The organism is Actinoplanes sp. URMC 104 (assembly GCF_051386375.1).
In the GTDB taxonomy this organism is placed as follows: Bacteria; Actinomycetota; Actinomycetes; order Mycobacteriales; family Micromonosporaceae; genus Actinoplanes.
Genome location: NZ_JBPQTO010000002.1, coordinates 2,320,712 through 2,336,562 on the forward strand (window position 1 = coordinate 2,320,712; position 15,851 = coordinate 2,336,562).

A 15,851-nucleotide genomic window follows, 5' to 3' on the forward strand; every position below is an offset into this window, starting at 1 on the left:
TTTTCTCAGCGTGGCAACGTCAGCCGTACGGTCGTGCCGGTGCCCGGCTCGCTCTCCAGGTGCACGCTGCCGTGGTGCGCGTCGACGATCGACTTCACGATCGCGAGGCCGAGACCCGGGCCCTGCGCCGCCATCACTTCGGCGGCGGCGCAGCGGTAGAACCGGTCGAACACGTGCGGCAGCTCGTCGGCCGAGATGCCCACCCCGGTGTCGGTGATGACGAGCTCCGGCTCGCCCCCGCCGGCCGCCTCGATGGTGATCTCACCGTCCGGCTGGGTGAACTTGATGGCGTTGACCAGCAGGTGGTTGAGCACCTGGGCGATCCGCTTGGCGTCCGCCCGGGCCGGCAGCGGGCGCTCGATGCGGTCGCGCAGCTCGACCCCGCGGTGCTCGGCCAGCGCCCGGCACGCCGCGGTGGCCTGGTGCGCGAGCTCGGCCAGGTCGACCTCGCCCAGGTCGAGCTGCACCTGGTCGTCGGACATCTTCGCCACGGTCAGCAGCTCGTCGATGAGCCGAAGCAGGCGGTCCGAGTTGCGCGACATCGTCGTGAGGAACCGGCGCGACGTCTCGGCGTCGAAATCGTCCTCGAGCAGCATCTCGAGGTAGCCGCGGATGGTGGACAGGGGTGTGCGCAGCTCGTGGCTGACCGTGGCGAGAAACGAGTCCTTCATGCGGTCGAGCTGGCGCAGCTGATCCGCGATCTCCCCCGCGTGCCGGGCGTACCGGCGCAGCTCGAGCTGCACCGACGCGTGCCGGGCGAGGCTGCGCAGCGCGCGCCGCTGGGCCACGGTGAGCGTCCGCGGCACGTGGTCGACGACGCAGACCGTGCCGACCGAGTGCGTCCCGTCGAGCACCACCGGCGCACCGGCGTAGAACCGGATCCCGTGCGCGCTCACCGCCGGATTCTCCGCGAAGCGGGGATCGCCGGTCGCGTCCCGCACCTCGAGCAGATCGTGCGAGGTGATGGTGTACGCGCAGAAGGAGAGCTCGCGCGGCACGCCCTCGAGGTCGGTCCCGACCTTGGCCTTGTGCCACTGCCGGTCGCGGTCGACCAGGCTCACCAGGCCCAGCGGCGTACCGCAGATCTCCGACGCGAGCAGAGCGATGTCGTCGAAGTCCTCCTCCGGCGGGGTGTCGAGGACCTGCGCGTCGTGCAGCGCCGCGAGCCAGCCCGGCTCATCGGCAGGCAGAGGGGCCCTCATCGTTCGATCGTCCCACCCTCACGCCCGATTTGGCGCGATTCGTCGACAAAGCGCCGCCGCCGGGGCCAGACAGCAGTCGGCACCCACCTTGGGGGGCGGGTGCCGACTTGCTGGCCGCCGGTTCGCTCTGCAGCGACCTATCGCCACCGGGCGCGGGGATCTCTGCCGCACACACCCGATCGGATGTCAGACAGAAGCATCACCCCGGCACCGGCCGCGGGCGCGCACCTGCTGTGCGTCCGCCCGATCGGGTGACAGCGCGGCGCAACGCGGACGAAAGGCAAGCGACACGCGAACCGACTACCCTTCGTGCGGAGAAGGCCTGCACACCGCCGGAGGATCATCACGATGAGTCTCGAACGCGCCGTAGCCCCGGATCCGTACGATCTCCTGCCCGAGGTCCCGTCGTTCACGGTGACCAGCACGGACGTGACCGACGGCCAGCCGCTCGACGAGCTGTTCGCCCACACCAGCGTGGGCGGCAAGAACCTGTCGCCCCAGCTCGCCTGGTCGGGTTTCCCCGACGAGACCCGCGGCTTCGTGGTGACCTGCTTCGACCCCGACGCGCCCACCGGCAGCGGTTTCTGGCACTGGGTGCTGGTCAACCTGCCGGCCACCGTCACCGAGCTGGCCCGCGGCGTCGACCCGCTGCCGGGCGAGGCGTTCTGCGTCCGCAACGACTACGGCGAGAGCAGCTACGGCGGCGCCGCCCCGCCGCCGGGCGACCGGCCGCACCGCTACGTGTTCGCGGTGCACGCGATCGACGTCGACAAGCTCGAGGTCCCGCCGGAGGCGTCGCCCGCCTACGTCGGCTTCAACCTGGCGTTCCACACGCTGGCGCGGGCGACCATCCGCCCGACGTTCCAGGTCAAGGGCTGAGCGACGCACGAGGAGAGGCCGCCGTCCCCACGGGCGGCGGCCTTCGCTGTGCGAGGTCAGCGGGGCGTGCGCGCCACCACGAAGACCGACTGGCCGAACGGCGGCTTCACGATGCTCTCGGCGGCCTTGGTCACCGGCAGCACGACGGAGTCGTACACCTTGACCATCGGGCCCTCCTTGGGGGCCAGCTTGAAGATGCTGGTCGCGCCGTAGTAGCCGATCAGGCCGAGCGCGTTGGCGTAGTGCATCTTCTCGATCTGCAGACCGGCCGCGTCCATCGCGGCGCGCATCGTCTTCTTGGTGTAGCGGCGGATGTGGCCGGTCGCGATGTCGACCTGGCTCATCGCGAACATGAACGCCGGCACGATGATGATGACCCGGCCGCCGGGGCGGACGAGCTCGGCCATGCTGCGCAGCGCGCCGACGTGGTCCTCGATGTGCTCGAGCACGTTGTAGGAGACCGCAGCGCTGTACTCGCCCGAGGCGTCGGACGCCGGCAGCAGCATCTGGCGCACGTCGATGTTCGGATGGTCGGCCATGCGCTCCTTGAGCTGCACGAGCCGGTCCGGGTCGGCCTCGGTGGCCGTGAACCGCGGAAGGTGCTCCGCCCACTCGATCGCGTAGTCCCCGAGTCCGCTGCCGATCTCGATCGGGTTGTCCCCGAGGTACGGGAGGGCGAGCTCGACGAACCACCGGCGGTGGTTCACGGCCGTGGCAAGGCCTTCGAGCACTTCGGACTGGATCCGCTGGTCTCCAGTGATGTCTGCCATATGTAAGGTTCCCTCGTCTTGCCGGTCCGAGCTGACAGCGGGACCGGAAGAGTTAACCACTTCTCCGCGCGTAACCGAAAGTTGAGCCCTGGGCGGGCGTCCATTATTTGCCTGATTGAGACATAGCCTGCTGGGTACTCGGGCCGGCCGGTTCCGGCGCGGCCGGCCGCGCCGGATGTCTCGAATACGTCGTTCATATCGGCTCGATCACGCATGACCCGCTCGACACTGCACCGTTACCAACCTCGGTTAGGCTCCCCCACGCTATGACGATTACGGGTATTGACTCGACAGGCAAGCCGGCCGGCGGGAACGTGCTGCCGCCGCGTCAAGCGACGGAAGCCCAGGACCTCGACGCGGAGCTCGCCGCGTTCGGCACCGGCGTCGCGCCGGCCGCTCCGGCCTCGGTCGTTCCCGATGTCGAAATAGCCCCTGAGCAGCAAAAACCTGCTCAGCGCCGATGGTGGCGCCGCCTCGACCGGCGCGACGTCCTGGCGACCCTGACATTCATCGCCATCGCGCTCTACCTGACCGCTCCCTTGTGGCTCAATCTCGATCATCAGTTACGCGATGATCCGCAGGATCAGGCTTTCTTTGAGTGGATGATGGCGCATGGTGCGCGGGTGCTCACCGATGGCGCATATCCGTTCTTCTCCGATCGGATGAATTACCCCGATGGTGTGAACATGATGGCCAACACCTCGGTGCTGGCCGTTTCGCTGCCGATGACGCCGGTGACTCTGCTGTTCGGCCCGCATGTGGCGTTCAACGTATTTCTCACGCTCGCGTTGGCACTCACCGGTGTCTCGTGGTATTTCGTGCTCTCCCGCGCCTTCGTCGCATCGCGGCTGGCGGCCTGGGTCGGCGCGCTGTTCTGCACCTTCGCGCCGAGCATGATCTCGCACGCCGGCGGTCATCCGAACATCGTCTCGCAGTTCCTCGTCCCGCTGATCATCTGGCGCACGCTGCGCCTGCGTGAGCCCGGCCGGGCCGTGCGCAACGGCCTGATCATGGCCGCCCTGCTGGTCTGGCAGGCGTTCATCAACCTCGAGATCCTGTTCATGACCGCGGTCGGTCTGGGCGTGTTTTGCCTGATCATGGCCGTGGTCCGCCGCCGGGAGCGCCACGGCGAGGTCCGCAGCTTCCTGCGCGGGCTGGTGGTCGCCGGCACGGTCACGCTGGCCGTGCTGGCCTACCCGCTGGCGGTGCAGTTCTTCGGCCCGCAGAGCTACCACGGCCTGCCGCACTTCGTCCGCAACTTCGGCGCCGACCTCGGCTCGTTCACCGCGTATTCGAGCCACTCGATCGCCGGCAATTCCCTGATCGCCGAGCGCCTCGCCCAGAATCCCGCCGAGGAGAATGCGTTCTTCGGCTGGGGCCTGGTGATTCTGTTCTTCGGCCTGATCGTGTGGATGCGGCGTACGGCCGCGGTTCTCGCGCTCGGCACGGTGGCCCTGCTGTTCGCGGCAATGTCGCTCGGACCGCGAATTTTCCTCAACGGCATCAACACCGGCATCCCCGGCATCTGGTCCGTACTGCACAGCGTTCCGGTGCTCAACTCGGCCGTGCCCACCCGCTGGGCGATGGCCATCGCGCCGGTCGTCGGCATCCTGCTGGCCCTGGGCGTCCAGCGGGCGATCGACCTGGTGCGGGCCCAGCCCGCCGCCCGCGGCCCGGTGCGCGTCGCCATGATCACCGCGGTCGCGATGGCCCTGGTGCCGCTCGCGCCCGTGCAGCTCCGGACGGCGCCGATGGCTCCCGTGCCCGAGTTCGTCACGTCGGGCGCCTGGAAGCAGTACGTCGACGATCAGCACACCGTCGTCACGCTGCCGCTGCCCGACTCGAGCTACCCCGACCCCCTGCGCTGGACCGCGACGACCGGCCAGGACATGCGCATCGCCGGCGCGTACGCCCTGCTGCCCAACCAGAACCCGCTCAACCCGGGCGACCGCACCGCGATGTTCTCCCCCGCGTGGCGCCCCACCAGCGGCCTGATGGCCTCGATCCGGCAGGGCAACCCGATCCCCGAGATCAACGACACCCGCCGCGAGATGACCCTGGCCGACCTGCGCTACTGGAAGGCCGGCGCGGTCGTGCTGACCCCCCAGATCCGCGACGTCGAGATGCTGCGCGCCATGACCGGCCTGCTCGGTCAGCAGCCCGCCTGGCAGGGCGGGGCCTGGGTCTGGGACGTCCGCCACCTGGTCGACGACCCCGACGCCGTGCTCACCGGCCCCGACATCGGCTGAGCCCGTCGGCGGCAGTCGATCAGCCGGGCGGGTTCAGCAGGATGCGGGCGCCCGTGCCCTCCGCCGCCAGGCGGTCGTCCGGGTTGACGAGCTTGCAGCGGTGCAGCGACAGGCATCCGCAGCCGATGCAGCCGGACAGGTCGTCGCGCAACCGCTGCATCAGCGCGATCTTCTCCTCGAGGCGATGCCGCCACCGGTCCGACAGCCGCGCCCAGTCGGCCCGGGTGGGCGTACGGCTCTCCGGCAGCTCGGCCAGCGCGCCGCGGATCTCCTCGAGCGAGACCCCGACCTGCTGGGCGATCCGGATGAACGCCACCCGGCGCAGCTCGGCACGGTCGTAACGCCGCTGGTTGCCCGACGTGCGCGTCGACCTGATCAGGCCCTCGCGCTCGTAGTACCGCAGCGCCGAGGGCGCGACCCCGCTGCGGGCGGACAGGTCGCCTATGGTGAGCGTCTCCATCGCGGTCCTTGAGTTGAAGTGAACTTCAAGTTGCAGCCTATCCCCATGACAGCGACAACGATCTCTACCGACCGGCTCGGTCCGTTGCTGCGTCGCCTCACGGGGGACGAGAAGCACGCGCCGAGCGCCCACTCGACGCTGGACGTGCTGTGGGTGCTGTACGACCGGGTGCTGCACGTGAGCCCCGAGACCGTGGACGCGCCCGACCGCGACCGCCTCCTGCTCTCCAAGGGCCACGGGCCGGCCGCCTACTACGCCGTGCTGGCCGCGAAGGGCTTCTTCCCCGAGTCGTGGCTCGACGACCTCGGCGGCTGGGACAGCCCGCTCGGGCACCACCCCGACCGCGTACGCATCCCGGGCGTCGAGGTCGGCACCGGCTCACTCGGGCACGGCCTCGGGCTGGGCGTCGGCGTTGCGCTCGGCCTGCGCGCACAGGGCTTCAGCCGGACGCGGACCTTCGTGCTGCTCGGCGACGCGGAGCTCGACGAGGGGTCGAACCACGAGGCCATCGCGTACGCCGCGGCGACGCGCCTGCCGATCACCGCGATCGTCGTCGACAACCAGTCCGCGACCCACGGCTGGCCCGGCGGGATAGCCGCGCGGTTCACCGGCTGGGACGTCTCCGTAGTGGACGGACACGACCGGGACCGGCTGGAACTCGCCCTCCGGCCGCGGCACGACCGCCCCAACCTGATCGTCGCCACCGTCGAGCGGAAGGGAAGCTGAGGACGATGATGCGCGACACGTTCGTCGCCACCACGACGCAACTGCTGGACGAGGACCCGCGTACGGCGCTGGTGCTCGCCGACATCTCGGCCGACGCCTTCGTGCGGGCCGCGCGCCGCCACCCCGACCGGGTGCTCAACGTCGGCATCCGCGAGCAGCTCATGGCGGGCGTCGCGGGCGGGCTGGCGCTCACCGGCATGCGGCCCTATCTGCACTCGTACGCCCCGTTCGCCGTCGACCGCGCGTACGAGCAGCTCAAGCTCGACCTGGGCCACCAGGACACGGGCGCGGTCGTGGTCACCATCGGCGGCTCGTACGACGCGGCAGCCGAGGGCTACACGCACCAGTCGCCCGGCGACGTGGCGCTGCTGGACACGCTCGAAGGCTGGACCGTGCACGTGCCCGGGCACCACGACGAGGTGCCCGCGATGCTGCGCGAGGCCGCCCGGCACGACGACCGGGTGTACGTGCGGCTGGGGGTGCAGGAGAACAGCCGGCCCTACCCCGACGGCGGTCGCCTGCGGCTGCTGCGCCGCGGCGGTCCGCTGGTGGTGGCGGTCGGGCCGACGCTCGACCCGGTGCTCGAGGCGACCGCGGGGCTGGACGTCACCGTCGCGTACACGAACCGGCCGCGCCCGTTCGACGCCGAGGGCCTGCGCGCGCTGGTCGACAGCGAGGTGGTGCTCGTCGAGCCGTACCTGGCGGGGACCTCGGCAGCCGCGGTGAGCGCCGCGCTGTCCGGGTTGCCGCACCGCGCGCTGCACCTGGGCGTCGGCCGCCGGGAGGTCCGGCGTTACGGCACCTGGCAGGACCACGCCCGGGCGCACGGCCTCGACGCGGCCGGCCTCCGCGCGTCGATCACCGGCTTCCTGGGGTGAGCCTCAGGCGGCCAGCGCATGCTGGCGGGCGTGGAAGACCTTCCGCAGCCGACCGTCCATGTGCGACACGGTCGCCGGGTTGCTCAGCCGCATCCGGAACCGCTCGCGCACCCCGTCGACCGCGGTCGCCGAGATCTCCAGCGCCGAGCCGGAGACCGACGGGCTCCAGGTCACGTTGCTCAGATGCCGCAGGTTCGCGTTGAGGTGCAGGCGCAGCCGGTGCAGCACCTTGGTCTCCTGGGTCACCACCAGCCGCCGATGCGTGAGCACCAGCATGAACTCGCCGGCCAGCGGGGCGTCCGGGCGCACGCACCGGCCGACCAGCACGGTCGTCTCGTCCGGCTCGACGCAGCGGCGGAAGATGGGCATGTGGCGGCTGACGGCCGGGATGGCGACACCGGCCTCGGCAGCGGCGGGAAGGAACGTACGGGAAAACACGTCCATGTGGCGTTTAACGGCCGTACTTCGGGGAAGAAGCTGCCACCGGACGATGAATGTCGGATTACAACCTTTCGACGATCGTCGCATTGGCCATTCCGCCACCCTCGCACATCGTCTGCAGGCCGTAGCGGACGCCGGACTGTCGCATGTGGTGCAGCATCGTCGTCATGATGCGCGCCCCCGACGCCCCGAGCGGGTGACCCAGGGCGATCGCCCCGCCGCGCGGGTTGAGCCGGGCACGGTCGGCGCCGGTCTCGGCGAGCCAGGCCAGCGGCACCGGCGCGAACGCCTCGTTCACCTCGTAGACGCCCAGCTCGTCGATCGTCAGGCCGGCCTTGGCCAGCGCCTTGGCGGTCGCCGGGATGGGCGCGGTCAGCATGATGACCGGGTCGTCGGCGGCGACCACGGCGGTGTGCACGCGAGCCAGCGGCGTCAGGCCGTGCGCGGCCGCCCACTCCGACGTGGTGACCGCGAGCGCCGCAGCGCCGTCCGAGATCTGTGACGCCGACCCGGCCGTGACCACGCCGTCGCTGCGGAACGGCGTCTTGAGGCCGGCCAGCTTCTCGAGCGAGGAGTCCCGGCGTACGCCCTCGTCGCGCTTCACCCCCGCGATCGGCTCGATCTCGGCGTCGAACTCCCCCGAGTCCTGCGCGCGGGCCGCCGCCGCGTGGCTGGTCAGCGCGTACTCGTCGAGTTGCGCCCGGGAGAACCCCCAGCGCTCGGCCATCATCTCGGCGCCCACACCCTGGCTGAACCCCTCGACGCCGTACCTTTTCAGGACCGCGGCGCCGTACGGGTCGGCGCCCTGCGCGCTCGACCCCATCGGCACCCGGGTCATCGACTCCACGCCGCCCGCCACCACCAGGTCGGCCTGGCCGGACAGCACGGTCGCGGCGGCGAAGTGCAGCGCCTGCTGGCTCGACCCGCACTGCCGGTCGAGCGTCGTGCCCGGCACCGACTCGGGCCACCCGGCCGCGAGCACGGCGTTGCGCCCGACGTTCCACGACTGCTCGCCCACCTGCGACACGCAGCCCCAGACCACGTCGTCGACATCCACCGGATCGAATCCCGACTGCTCGGCCAGGGCCCGCAGCACGTGCGCCGACAGGTCCACCGGGTGCACCCCGGCCAGTCCCCCGCCGCGCCGGCCGACCGGGGTCCGGACGGCTCCGACAATCACCGCATCACGCATGGGTCGACGGTAGCCCGGCTGCCATAGTGGTGACATGCAGTGGCGCATCAAGCCCGTCCTCCCCGTGGCCAAGCTGATCGGCGCCGTGGCCGTCGTCGTGCTGGCGTTCGCCTTCGCCGGCTACGACCCCGTGCGCTGGACGCTCGCCGCGGTCGTCGTCCTGGCCCTGCTCGTCTGGGCGCTGCGCGACCTGCTGCGCCCGGTCCGCCTGGCCGCCGACGCCGAGGGCGTCACGGTGCTGACCGGTTTCGCCACCCGGCGCCGCCTGGCCTGGAGCCAGATCGAGCGCGTACGGGTCGACCGCCGCACCCATCGGGGCCTGCGCAGCGAACACCTGGAGCTCGACGCGGGCGACGCCATCTACCTGCTGAGCGCCAACGACCTGGGCGCCCTCCCCGACGAGGTCGCCACCGCCCTCTCCGACCTGCGAGTCGACGCCTAGGTAGCCGCGCGCCCGTCTCTCCTGCGACCACCGTTCTCAACGCCGGCCACGTCGACGTTCCGCGCCCTTCCCAACGCCGGGACCCGGCCGGCCGCGAGTACGTCCGACATCGTCGACCGGCGACCGGGCCCATTTGTCACGGTTCGATCCAGTCGCCTGCAGACGGCGCACCCGCTACGACCAGGGTGCGTCTCTTGGATAATGGCTTGGTCCGGAGCAGGATCCCGGCGAGGGGTGAGTGCGGCTTGGTAGTGCACGGCGAGTTTGTCGGTGCGCATGGCCAGGCCGCGCCATTGTCTGAGCCGGTTGATGCAGCGTTCGGCGAGGTTGCGTCGGCGGTAGTGCTGCAAGTCGAAGGCCGACGAGTACGCCTTGTCGGCGAGAACCCGGTGGGGGCGTTGACGTGGGCGTCCGGGGCCCTGGCGGGGCACGGCAATCGCGTCCATGACCGCGTTGAACTGGGGTGCGTCGCCGGCCGGACCCGCGGCGCCTTCAGCCGAGGAGGATCTGGGTGCGCATCACCGCGGCTATCAGCAGGACCACGAAGACGGCGGCGCAGCCGGCGGCCTGGATCTGGGTTCGTCTCCTGGCCGGGGCGTACGCCAGGATGAAGGCGACCACGCCGCCGGCGACGAGGCCGCCGAGGTGGCCGGCGACGGAGACGTTGGGGACGCTGAAAGTGAAGATCAGGTTGACCACCAGCAGCGGGATCAGCTGGGTGACGTCGAGGCGCAGGCGGCGGTTGACGACGATCATCGCGAGCACCAGGCCGAAGATCGAGGTCGAGGCGCCCGCGGCGGGGGCGTTGGGGGCGGTGGTGACGTACGCCGCCACGTTGCCGCCGATGCCCGCCAGCAGGTAGAGCGCGAGGAAGCGCAGCGGGCCGAGCTTCTCCTCGAGGTAGCGGCCCAGCTGCCAGAGCAGCATCATGTTGAGCAGCAGGTGCAGCACGCCATAGTGGACGAACATCGCGGTGACCAGCCGCCACCACTCGCCCGCGGCGATGCCGTGCAGCGGGCCGCCGAGCACGTACGGGGCGTAGCCGAGCACCGACGCCCACCGGGTGACCGGGGTGTCGTCGCCCATCAGGCCGAACCAGCCGCCGGCGCCGGCGATCGCGCGTGGGCCACCGGCGATCGCCGAGATCACCATGACCAGCACGTTGATCGCGATGAGCGCCTGGGTCGCGTAGCCGGCGCGGCCGATGCTGCTGCCGCCGAAGGCGGTGCGGGCCTGGCGCTGGGTGCGCTTGCCCTCGGACACGCACTCGGGGCACTGGTGACCGACCGACGCCTCGTTCATGCAGTCGGGGCAGATCGGCCGGTCACACCGCGTGCACCGGATGTAGGTCTCCCGCGACGGATGGCGGTAGCAGACCGGAGCCGTCGAGGGAGCCTCACTCATGCGTCAAAGGTACTTCAGTTGGTCACGCGCGTTCGATCTCCACGCGCTCCACGACGACGTCCTCGCGGGGACGGTCGCCGGGGCCGGTCGGCGTGTTGGCGATCGCGTCGACGACCTTGGCCGACTGCTCGTCCGCCACCTGGCCGAAGATCGTGTGCCGGCGGTTGAGGTGCGGGGTCGGCGCGACCGTGATGAAGAACTGCGAGCCGTTCGTGCCCGGGCCGGCGTTCGCCATGGCGAGCAGGTACGGACGGTCGAACGACAGCTCCGGGTGGAACTCGTCGGCGAACTGGAAGCCCGGGCCGCCGCGGCCGGTGCCGGTCGGGTCGCCCAGCTGGATCATGAAGCCGGCGATGACCCGGTGCGAGATCGTGCCGTCGTAGTAGGGACCACTGCCCTTCTGGCCCGTGCGCGGGTCGGTGTAGTCCTTCGTGCCCTCCGCGAGCTCCACGAAGTTGCGCACGGTCGCCGGTGCGTGATCCGGGAACAGCTGGAGCCGGATCGGGCCGTGGTTGGTGTGCAGGGTGGCGTAAAGCGTCTCGGCCACGGGTACTCCTGTCTGTGTCGCGGTCGCCCCGGCTTGTACTCCTGACGGGGCGGTAGGACAGTTCCTTGCAGTTCGGATCCTCCCCCATGTGTCTGAACGGGCAGCGAGGGGGTACCGACACAGGGCACGATGACGTGAAGAGCCACAGGGAGGTGGGCACTGGTGTTGACGACTTTGCGCCGCAAGAGCCGCAGTGAGCGGATGAAGAACGAGCTCGGACAGGGCGTGGACCACTTCAAGCGGGCGGCGACGCTGGCGGCGCAGGAGACCAGCGCGACCGTCGGACCGACGTTGACCGCTGCGGTCGACAAGGTCCAGCCGGCCGCGGTGAAGGCCAAGGACGCCGCCTCGACCGGGTGGGACAGCGCCGTGGCCACGATCACCCCGCTCGTCGCCGCGGCGAGCGAGAACGCCAAGCAGGTGGGCAAGAGCGCCAAGCAGGTCGGCAAGAGCGCCAAGCAGGTCGGCAAGGTGAGCAAGCGCTCGGCGAAGCAGGCCGCCAAGGACAGCGAGCAGGCGGCCAAGGCCAACAAGAAGGCCGCCAAGCAGCTGAAGAAGAGCGCCGACAAGGCGGCCAAGGGCAAGCGCGGCCGCGGCTCCAAGCTGGCCGGTCTCGCGCTGATCGGCGCCGCGCTGGGCATCGCCGCCGCGTACGCCAACAAGCGTCGCCAGGCCGCGCAGTGGGACGAGTACGACCCGGCCGCGCCCATCACCCCGGCGCCCACGACGGTCGCGACGACGGTTCCGAACCCCGAGGACGCGGCGTTCGAGCCCGAGACGGTGGAGCCGGAGACCCGGCAGACCTTCACCTCTCAGAACGGCACGACGCCGAACACCCCTCGGTAACGACGAGACGATCGGGCGGGCTACCCCTGGTGGCCCGCCCTATTGCGGCGCCGGGCGACGGGCCAGCGCCGGATCGAGCGGCGGCCCCTGCGGCATCAGGGAGATCAGCTCGGACGGCACCTGCTGCAGCCGCACGCCGCCGTAGCCCAGCTTGGGCAGCAGCTCCCGGCCGGCCAGCGGATATTGCAGTCCGGTGTCGGTGACCACGCTGACCGTGCCGGTCTCGACCGGGGCGCTCGGCGACGCCGCCGAGACGGCGACCGCACCCCGGCCGCGCGCCACGAACACGCGGTCGGCCTGCACGCTGCCGGACGCCCTCTCGAGCCCCGAGACCGCTGCGGCGTCGGGGATGGTCGGGTCTATCCGGATGCCGTCGCCCGCCTTGTCGACCGGCAGCGTGATGCACGCCCGGGTCGGGGCGCCGTCGAGCATCTGCGGCACGGCCGGGGGAAGGCCTTCGGCCTCGCCCGCGTCGCTGATCCGCGTCTGCGACGTCCGCAGGCTGATGAAGGTGTTGCTGCTGACCGTGAGCGTCCGGCCCACGCCCGGCACCGTCGCCATGAGCCTGGCCTGCATCTCGGTGAGGGCCGCCTTGCCGTCGGCCAGAATCACCGCGAACTGCTGCCCGTCGGTGACCACCTGACCGACCCGGCCGTTCGTGATGACCGAGTCGCCGCCGAAGCCCGGGATCCGCGGGGCCACAAGGTCGGGCCCGGCAGGCACGGCGTTGAGCCAGGCGGGCGAGACCGGCCACGGCCGGATGCTGCTCAGGCCCAGCGCGTCGAGCGTCTGGGTGTTGCGGGAGATCGGGATCGCGAACCGCCGGTTGCCGAGCACCAGGGAGTTGCGGCCCTGGAAGTCGCGGACCAGCACGCCCCGGCCGGCGCGGGACAGCACGGTGCCGTCGGTGAGCCGGTGTCCGGCCAGCAGGGTGCTGCGAACCGTGGTGCCCGCCCCCTGGTTGTCGGTGCACACCGACCAGCGCTCGGTGAGCAGGGAGTTCTTGCCGGGCAGCGAGTCGGGCGCGTCCGGGATGCCCAGCGGGGCGCCGAGCGGCACCGACGCCAGCTTCTGAGACGAGACGCTCTTGAGCGACGGCTCCTGGCCCGAGGTGAGCAGCAGCCCCGAGGCGAAGTTGAGCACCGGGTGCAGCCGGGCGTCGCTCTCGAGGTAGACGAACCGGGCGCCGGTGCCCTTCTCCTGGAACACCACGCCGGTGTCGCGCGGGTTGACGCTGCTGTTGCCGGTGAGGATGCCGTAGATCGCCGCGGCGCCCACCGCGATGCTCGCGATCAGCAGGCTGACCAGGGCCGTCATGCCGGCGCGGCGCAGCGGCGAGCGCGACGGGTCGGGGTCGTGGGTGACCAGCGCGGCCACTACCCGCTGCAGCGAGTACTGGTACGAGTGGAGCTGGTCCTGACGCGACGGCACACCGCCACTTTAGGGTCCGCTGTCGATGTCCTCACAGCCAGCCGCTGCGCCGGAACACCCGGTACAGCATCACCGAGACCACCACGATGATCAACCACCAGGTGGCGTAGCCGTACTTCGCGGTCAGCTCGGGCATGTACTCGAAGTTCATCCCGTAGATGCCGGCGCCCGCGGTCCAGACGGTCGCGATGGCCGCCCACGCCGCGATCTTGCGCATGTCGTTGTTCTGGTCGACGGTCACCTGCGCGAGCCGTGCCTGCAGGATCGAGTTGAGCAGGTCGTCGAAGGAGGACACCTGCTCGACCGTACGGGTGAGGTGGTCCTGCACGTCGCGGAAGTACTTGCCGATGCGCTTGGGCACGATCGCCACGATCGTCGCGAGCGGACGTTGCAGCGGCACCACCGCGCGCCGGAACTCCACCAGCTCGCGCTTCATCTGGTAGATCGCCGGGATCGGGCTGGCGTGGTCGCGCGAGAAGACGCCCTCCTCGATCAGGTCGAGGTCGGACTCGACCTGGTCGGCCACCGCCACGTAGTGGTCGACCACCCGGTCGGTCACTGCGTAGGCCACCGCCCACGGGCCCTGCTCGATCAGGTCGGCCCGCTGCTTCTCCAGGTCGGCGCGCACCGAGCCGAGCTCGGAGGCGTCGCCGTGGCGGACCGTGATGACGAACTGCTCACCCACGAAAATCATCATCTGGCCGGTCTCGACCACCTGGGACGTCTCGGTGATCTCGCCGTGCGGCACGTAGCGGGCCGTGCGCATGACCAGGAAGTGCACCGAGCCGAACTGCTCGAGCTTGGGGCGCTGCTCCGCCTTGACCGCGTCCTCGACGGCCAGCTCGTGCAGGCCGTACGTGTGCGCGATGGCGCTCATCTCCTCCTCGCCCGGCTCGTGCAGGCCCAGCCAGACGAAGGCGTCGTCCTGCTCGCACGCCGTGCGCAGCGCCTCGTCGGGCGAGAACTCGCCGGGCAGGCGGCGGCCGGCCACGTAGACCCCGCAGTCGACGACCGCGCTGCCCGCGCGCCGGACGCCGTTCTCGGTGTGGTCGTCGGTCGTGCCGAGGATCCGGGTCATCGCCCGCACGGGTGCGGCGAAGGCTCGCGACAACGGCCTGCTCCGGCTTCGATCGCTCACCGGATCCCCCTTTCCACGCCACGACGCGAACCGCCCGAGGTTAACGGTGCCGGGCGGGCTCGTTTTTAGTACCCACCCGGCTTCCGTTCACCGCTGCGACGGCTCAGCCGCGCACCTCTTCGATCGCCTCGGCCAGGCGGCGTACGCCCTCGTCGATCTGGTCGACGGTGACCGCCGAGTACGCCAGGCGCACCGAGCTGCGCCCGCCGGAGAGCAGGAAGTCGCTGCCCTTGACGATGGCCACGCCCTTCTTCATCGCGGCCGGGAACAGCTTGTCCACGTCGACGTCGCCGGGCAGGTCCACCCAGAGGAAGTAGCCGCCGTCGGGCTCGGTGAAGGTGGCGCCGGGGATGTGCTTGCGCAGCGACTCGGCCAGCACGCGGGCGCGCTCGCCGAGCGCCGCGCTCACCGTCTGCACCGAGCGCTCGATGTCGCCCGAGACACAGAACTGGTGGACGATCGCCTCGGAGACCATGCCGGGCGAGATGTAGAGGTTGGTGGCCTTCTTCGCGATCGCGTCGATCAGCGCGGCCGGGCCCACCAGGTAGCCGACGCGGACGCCCGGGCACACCGTCTTGGTGAAGCTGGAGGCGTGGACGACCAGGTTGTCGGAGTCCATCGACAGCATCGAGGGCAGGGCCTCGCCGCGGAACCGGATGTCGACGTACGGGTCGTCCTCGAAAATCGTGAACTCGTACTGCGCGGCCAGCTCGAGCAGGACGCGGCGCTTGTCGGCGGAGAGCGTGATGCCGGCCGGGTTCTGATAGTTCGGGATGATGTGGGCGAGCTTGGGACGCACGCCCGACTCGAGCAGCGTGCGCAGCTCGTCGACGTCGATGCCGTCCGGCTGCAGCGTCACCTGGTGCACCTTGGCGCCGAGGTTCTGCAGGCTGAGCAGCGTGCGGTCGTACGTCGGCTTCTCGACCACGACGTCGTCGCCGGGCTGCACGAGGTGGTTGAACAGGAACGCGTCGGCCTGCAGCGAGCCGTTCGTCACGATGACCTGATCCGGCGAGACGCCGTGCTTCTCCGCGATCCACTTGCGCAGCGGGATGTAACCGACGGAGGTGCCGTAAGCGGTCACACCTGCGGGATCGGCCTCGAAGGCGCGCGCCGCGGCGGCCTTGAGCCCCTCGACGTCGATGATGTCCAGCGACGGGGCGCCCCGGGCGAAAGAGATCAGCTGCTCAGCGGTCATGGGAACAAGCTTACGAGCAGCCTCTATAGAATTTTCCTCTGCCTCTCT

16 protein-coding genes are annotated in these 15,851 nt (G+C 70.6%); 6 read left to right on the forward strand and 10 right to left on the reverse strand.

Annotation, left to right across the window (positions count from 1 at the left end; all coding sequences use genetic code 11):
• Positions 1-5: 5 nt before the first annotated feature.
• Positions 6-1,202: a GAF domain-containing sensor histidine kinase gene (locus ACSNN8_RS11825; protein ID WP_436648761.1), complete on the reverse strand. Its 1,197-nt coding sequence runs from the start codon at positions 1,200-1,202 to the stop codon at positions 6-8.
• 348 nt (positions 1,203-1,550) lie between these two features.
• On the opposite strand from ACSNN8_RS11825, the gene ACSNN8_RS11830 reads away from it, so the two are divergent.
• Positions 1,551-2,081 (forward strand): YbhB/YbcL family Raf kinase inhibitor-like protein, encoded by a 531-nt coding sequence (locus ACSNN8_RS11830; RefSeq protein ID WP_436648762.1) that lies wholly within the window; start codon positions 1,551-1,553, stop codon positions 2,079-2,081.
• Positions 2,082-2,137: 56 nt separating this feature from the next.
• Here the strand turns inward: ACSNN8_RS11830 and ACSNN8_RS11835 are convergent, their stop codons facing one another.
• The gene (locus ACSNN8_RS11835) at positions 2,138-2,851 is read right to left on the reverse strand and encodes a class I SAM-dependent methyltransferase (RefSeq protein ID WP_436648763.1); all 714 of its coding nucleotides are present in this window, start codon (positions 2,849-2,851) and stop codon (positions 2,138-2,140) included.
• Between the two features lie 266 nt (positions 2,852-3,117).
• Here ACSNN8_RS11835 and ACSNN8_RS11840 point away from each other — a divergent pair, with 266 nt between their 5' ends.
• Positions 3,118-5,100: a hypothetical protein gene (locus tag ACSNN8_RS11840; protein WP_436648764.1), complete on the forward strand. Its 1,983-nt coding sequence runs from the start codon at positions 3,118-3,120 to the stop codon at positions 5,098-5,100.
• 19 nt (positions 5,101-5,119) lie between these two features.
• Here the strand turns inward: ACSNN8_RS11840 and soxR are convergent, their stop codons facing one another.
• On the reverse strand, positions 5,120-5,560 hold the full coding sequence (gene soxR, locus ACSNN8_RS11845) for a redox-sensitive transcriptional activator SoxR (RefSeq protein WP_436648766.1): 441 nt from the start codon (positions 5,558-5,560) through the stop codon (positions 5,120-5,122).
• Positions 5,561-5,605: 45 nt separating this feature from the next.
• On the opposite strand from soxR, the gene ACSNN8_RS11850 reads away from it, so the two are divergent.
• Together ACSNN8_RS11850 and ACSNN8_RS11855 are read left to right on the forward strand one after the other, a co-directional pair.
• On the forward strand, positions 5,606-6,286 hold the full coding sequence (locus tag ACSNN8_RS11850; protein ID WP_436648768.1) for a transketolase: 681 nt from the start codon (positions 5,606-5,608) through the stop codon (positions 6,284-6,286).
• An 8-nt stretch (positions 6,287-6,294) separates the two neighbouring features.
• Positions 6,295-7,164: a transketolase family protein gene (locus ACSNN8_RS11855; RefSeq protein ID WP_436649542.1), complete on the forward strand. Its 870-nt coding sequence runs from the start codon at positions 6,295-6,297 to the stop codon at positions 7,162-7,164.
• Between the two features lie 3 nt (positions 7,165-7,167).
• On the opposite strand, the gene ACSNN8_RS11860 is transcribed toward ACSNN8_RS11855, so the two are convergent.
• Positions 7,168-7,608 carry a hypothetical protein gene (locus ACSNN8_RS11860; protein ID WP_436648769.1) on the reverse strand — a complete coding sequence of 147 codons (441 nt, stop codon included), beginning with the start codon at positions 7,606-7,608 and terminating at the stop codon, positions 7,168-7,170.
• 58 nt (positions 7,609-7,666) lie between these two features.
• Positions 7,667-8,797 (reverse strand): acetyl-CoA C-acyltransferase, encoded by a 1,131-nt coding sequence (locus ACSNN8_RS11865; RefSeq protein ID WP_436648771.1) that lies wholly within the window; start codon positions 8,795-8,797, stop codon positions 7,667-7,669.
• A gap of 34 nt (positions 8,798-8,831) precedes the next feature.
• On the opposite strand from ACSNN8_RS11865, the gene ACSNN8_RS11870 reads away from it, so the two are divergent.
• Positions 8,832-9,239 (forward strand): PH domain-containing protein, encoded by a 408-nt coding sequence (locus ACSNN8_RS11870; RefSeq protein WP_436648773.1) that lies wholly within the window; start codon positions 8,832-8,834, stop codon positions 9,237-9,239.
• Positions 9,240-9,731: 492 nt separating this feature from the next.
• Here ACSNN8_RS11870 and ACSNN8_RS11875 read toward each other — a convergent pair whose 3' ends face one another.
• Both ACSNN8_RS11875 and ACSNN8_RS11880 read right to left on the reverse strand, forming a co-directional pair.
• Positions 9,732-10,643: a rhomboid family intramembrane serine protease gene (locus ACSNN8_RS11875; protein WP_436648774.1), complete on the reverse strand. Its 912-nt coding sequence runs from the start codon at positions 10,641-10,643 to the stop codon at positions 9,732-9,734.
• A 22-nt stretch (positions 10,644-10,665) separates the two neighbouring features.
• Positions 10,666-11,190, reverse strand: a complete 525-nt coding sequence (locus ACSNN8_RS11880) for a peptidylprolyl isomerase (protein WP_436648776.1) — start codon at positions 11,188-11,190, stop codon at positions 10,666-10,668.
• 162 nt (positions 11,191-11,352) lie between these two features.
• Between ACSNN8_RS11880 and ACSNN8_RS11885 the strand changes: the two genes are divergently transcribed.
• Positions 11,353-12,036 carry a hypothetical protein gene (locus ACSNN8_RS11885; RefSeq protein WP_436648777.1) on the forward strand — a complete coding sequence of 228 codons (684 nt, stop codon included), beginning with the start codon at positions 11,353-11,355 and terminating at the stop codon, positions 12,034-12,036.
• Positions 12,037-12,075: 39 nt separating this feature from the next.
• Here ACSNN8_RS11885 and eccB read toward each other — a convergent pair whose 3' ends face one another.
• The 3 genes from eccB to ACSNN8_RS11900 form a co-directional block, all read right to left on the reverse strand.
• Positions 12,076-13,467: a type VII secretion protein EccB gene (eccB, locus tag ACSNN8_RS11890; RefSeq protein ID WP_436648779.1), complete on the reverse strand. Its 1,392-nt coding sequence runs from the start codon at positions 13,465-13,467 to the stop codon at positions 12,076-12,078.
• 31 nt (positions 13,468-13,498) lie between these two features.
• A complete protein-coding gene (locus tag ACSNN8_RS11895; protein WP_436648781.1) occupies positions 13,499-14,605 on the reverse strand; it encodes a magnesium and cobalt transport protein CorA in 1,107 nt (368 codons plus the stop codon).
• 103 nt (positions 14,606-14,708) lie between these two features.
• Positions 14,709-15,803, reverse strand: a complete 1,095-nt coding sequence (locus ACSNN8_RS11900) for a PLP-dependent aminotransferase family protein (RefSeq protein WP_436648783.1) — start codon at positions 15,801-15,803, stop codon at positions 14,709-14,711.
• Positions 15,804-15,851 lie beyond the last annotated feature (48 nt).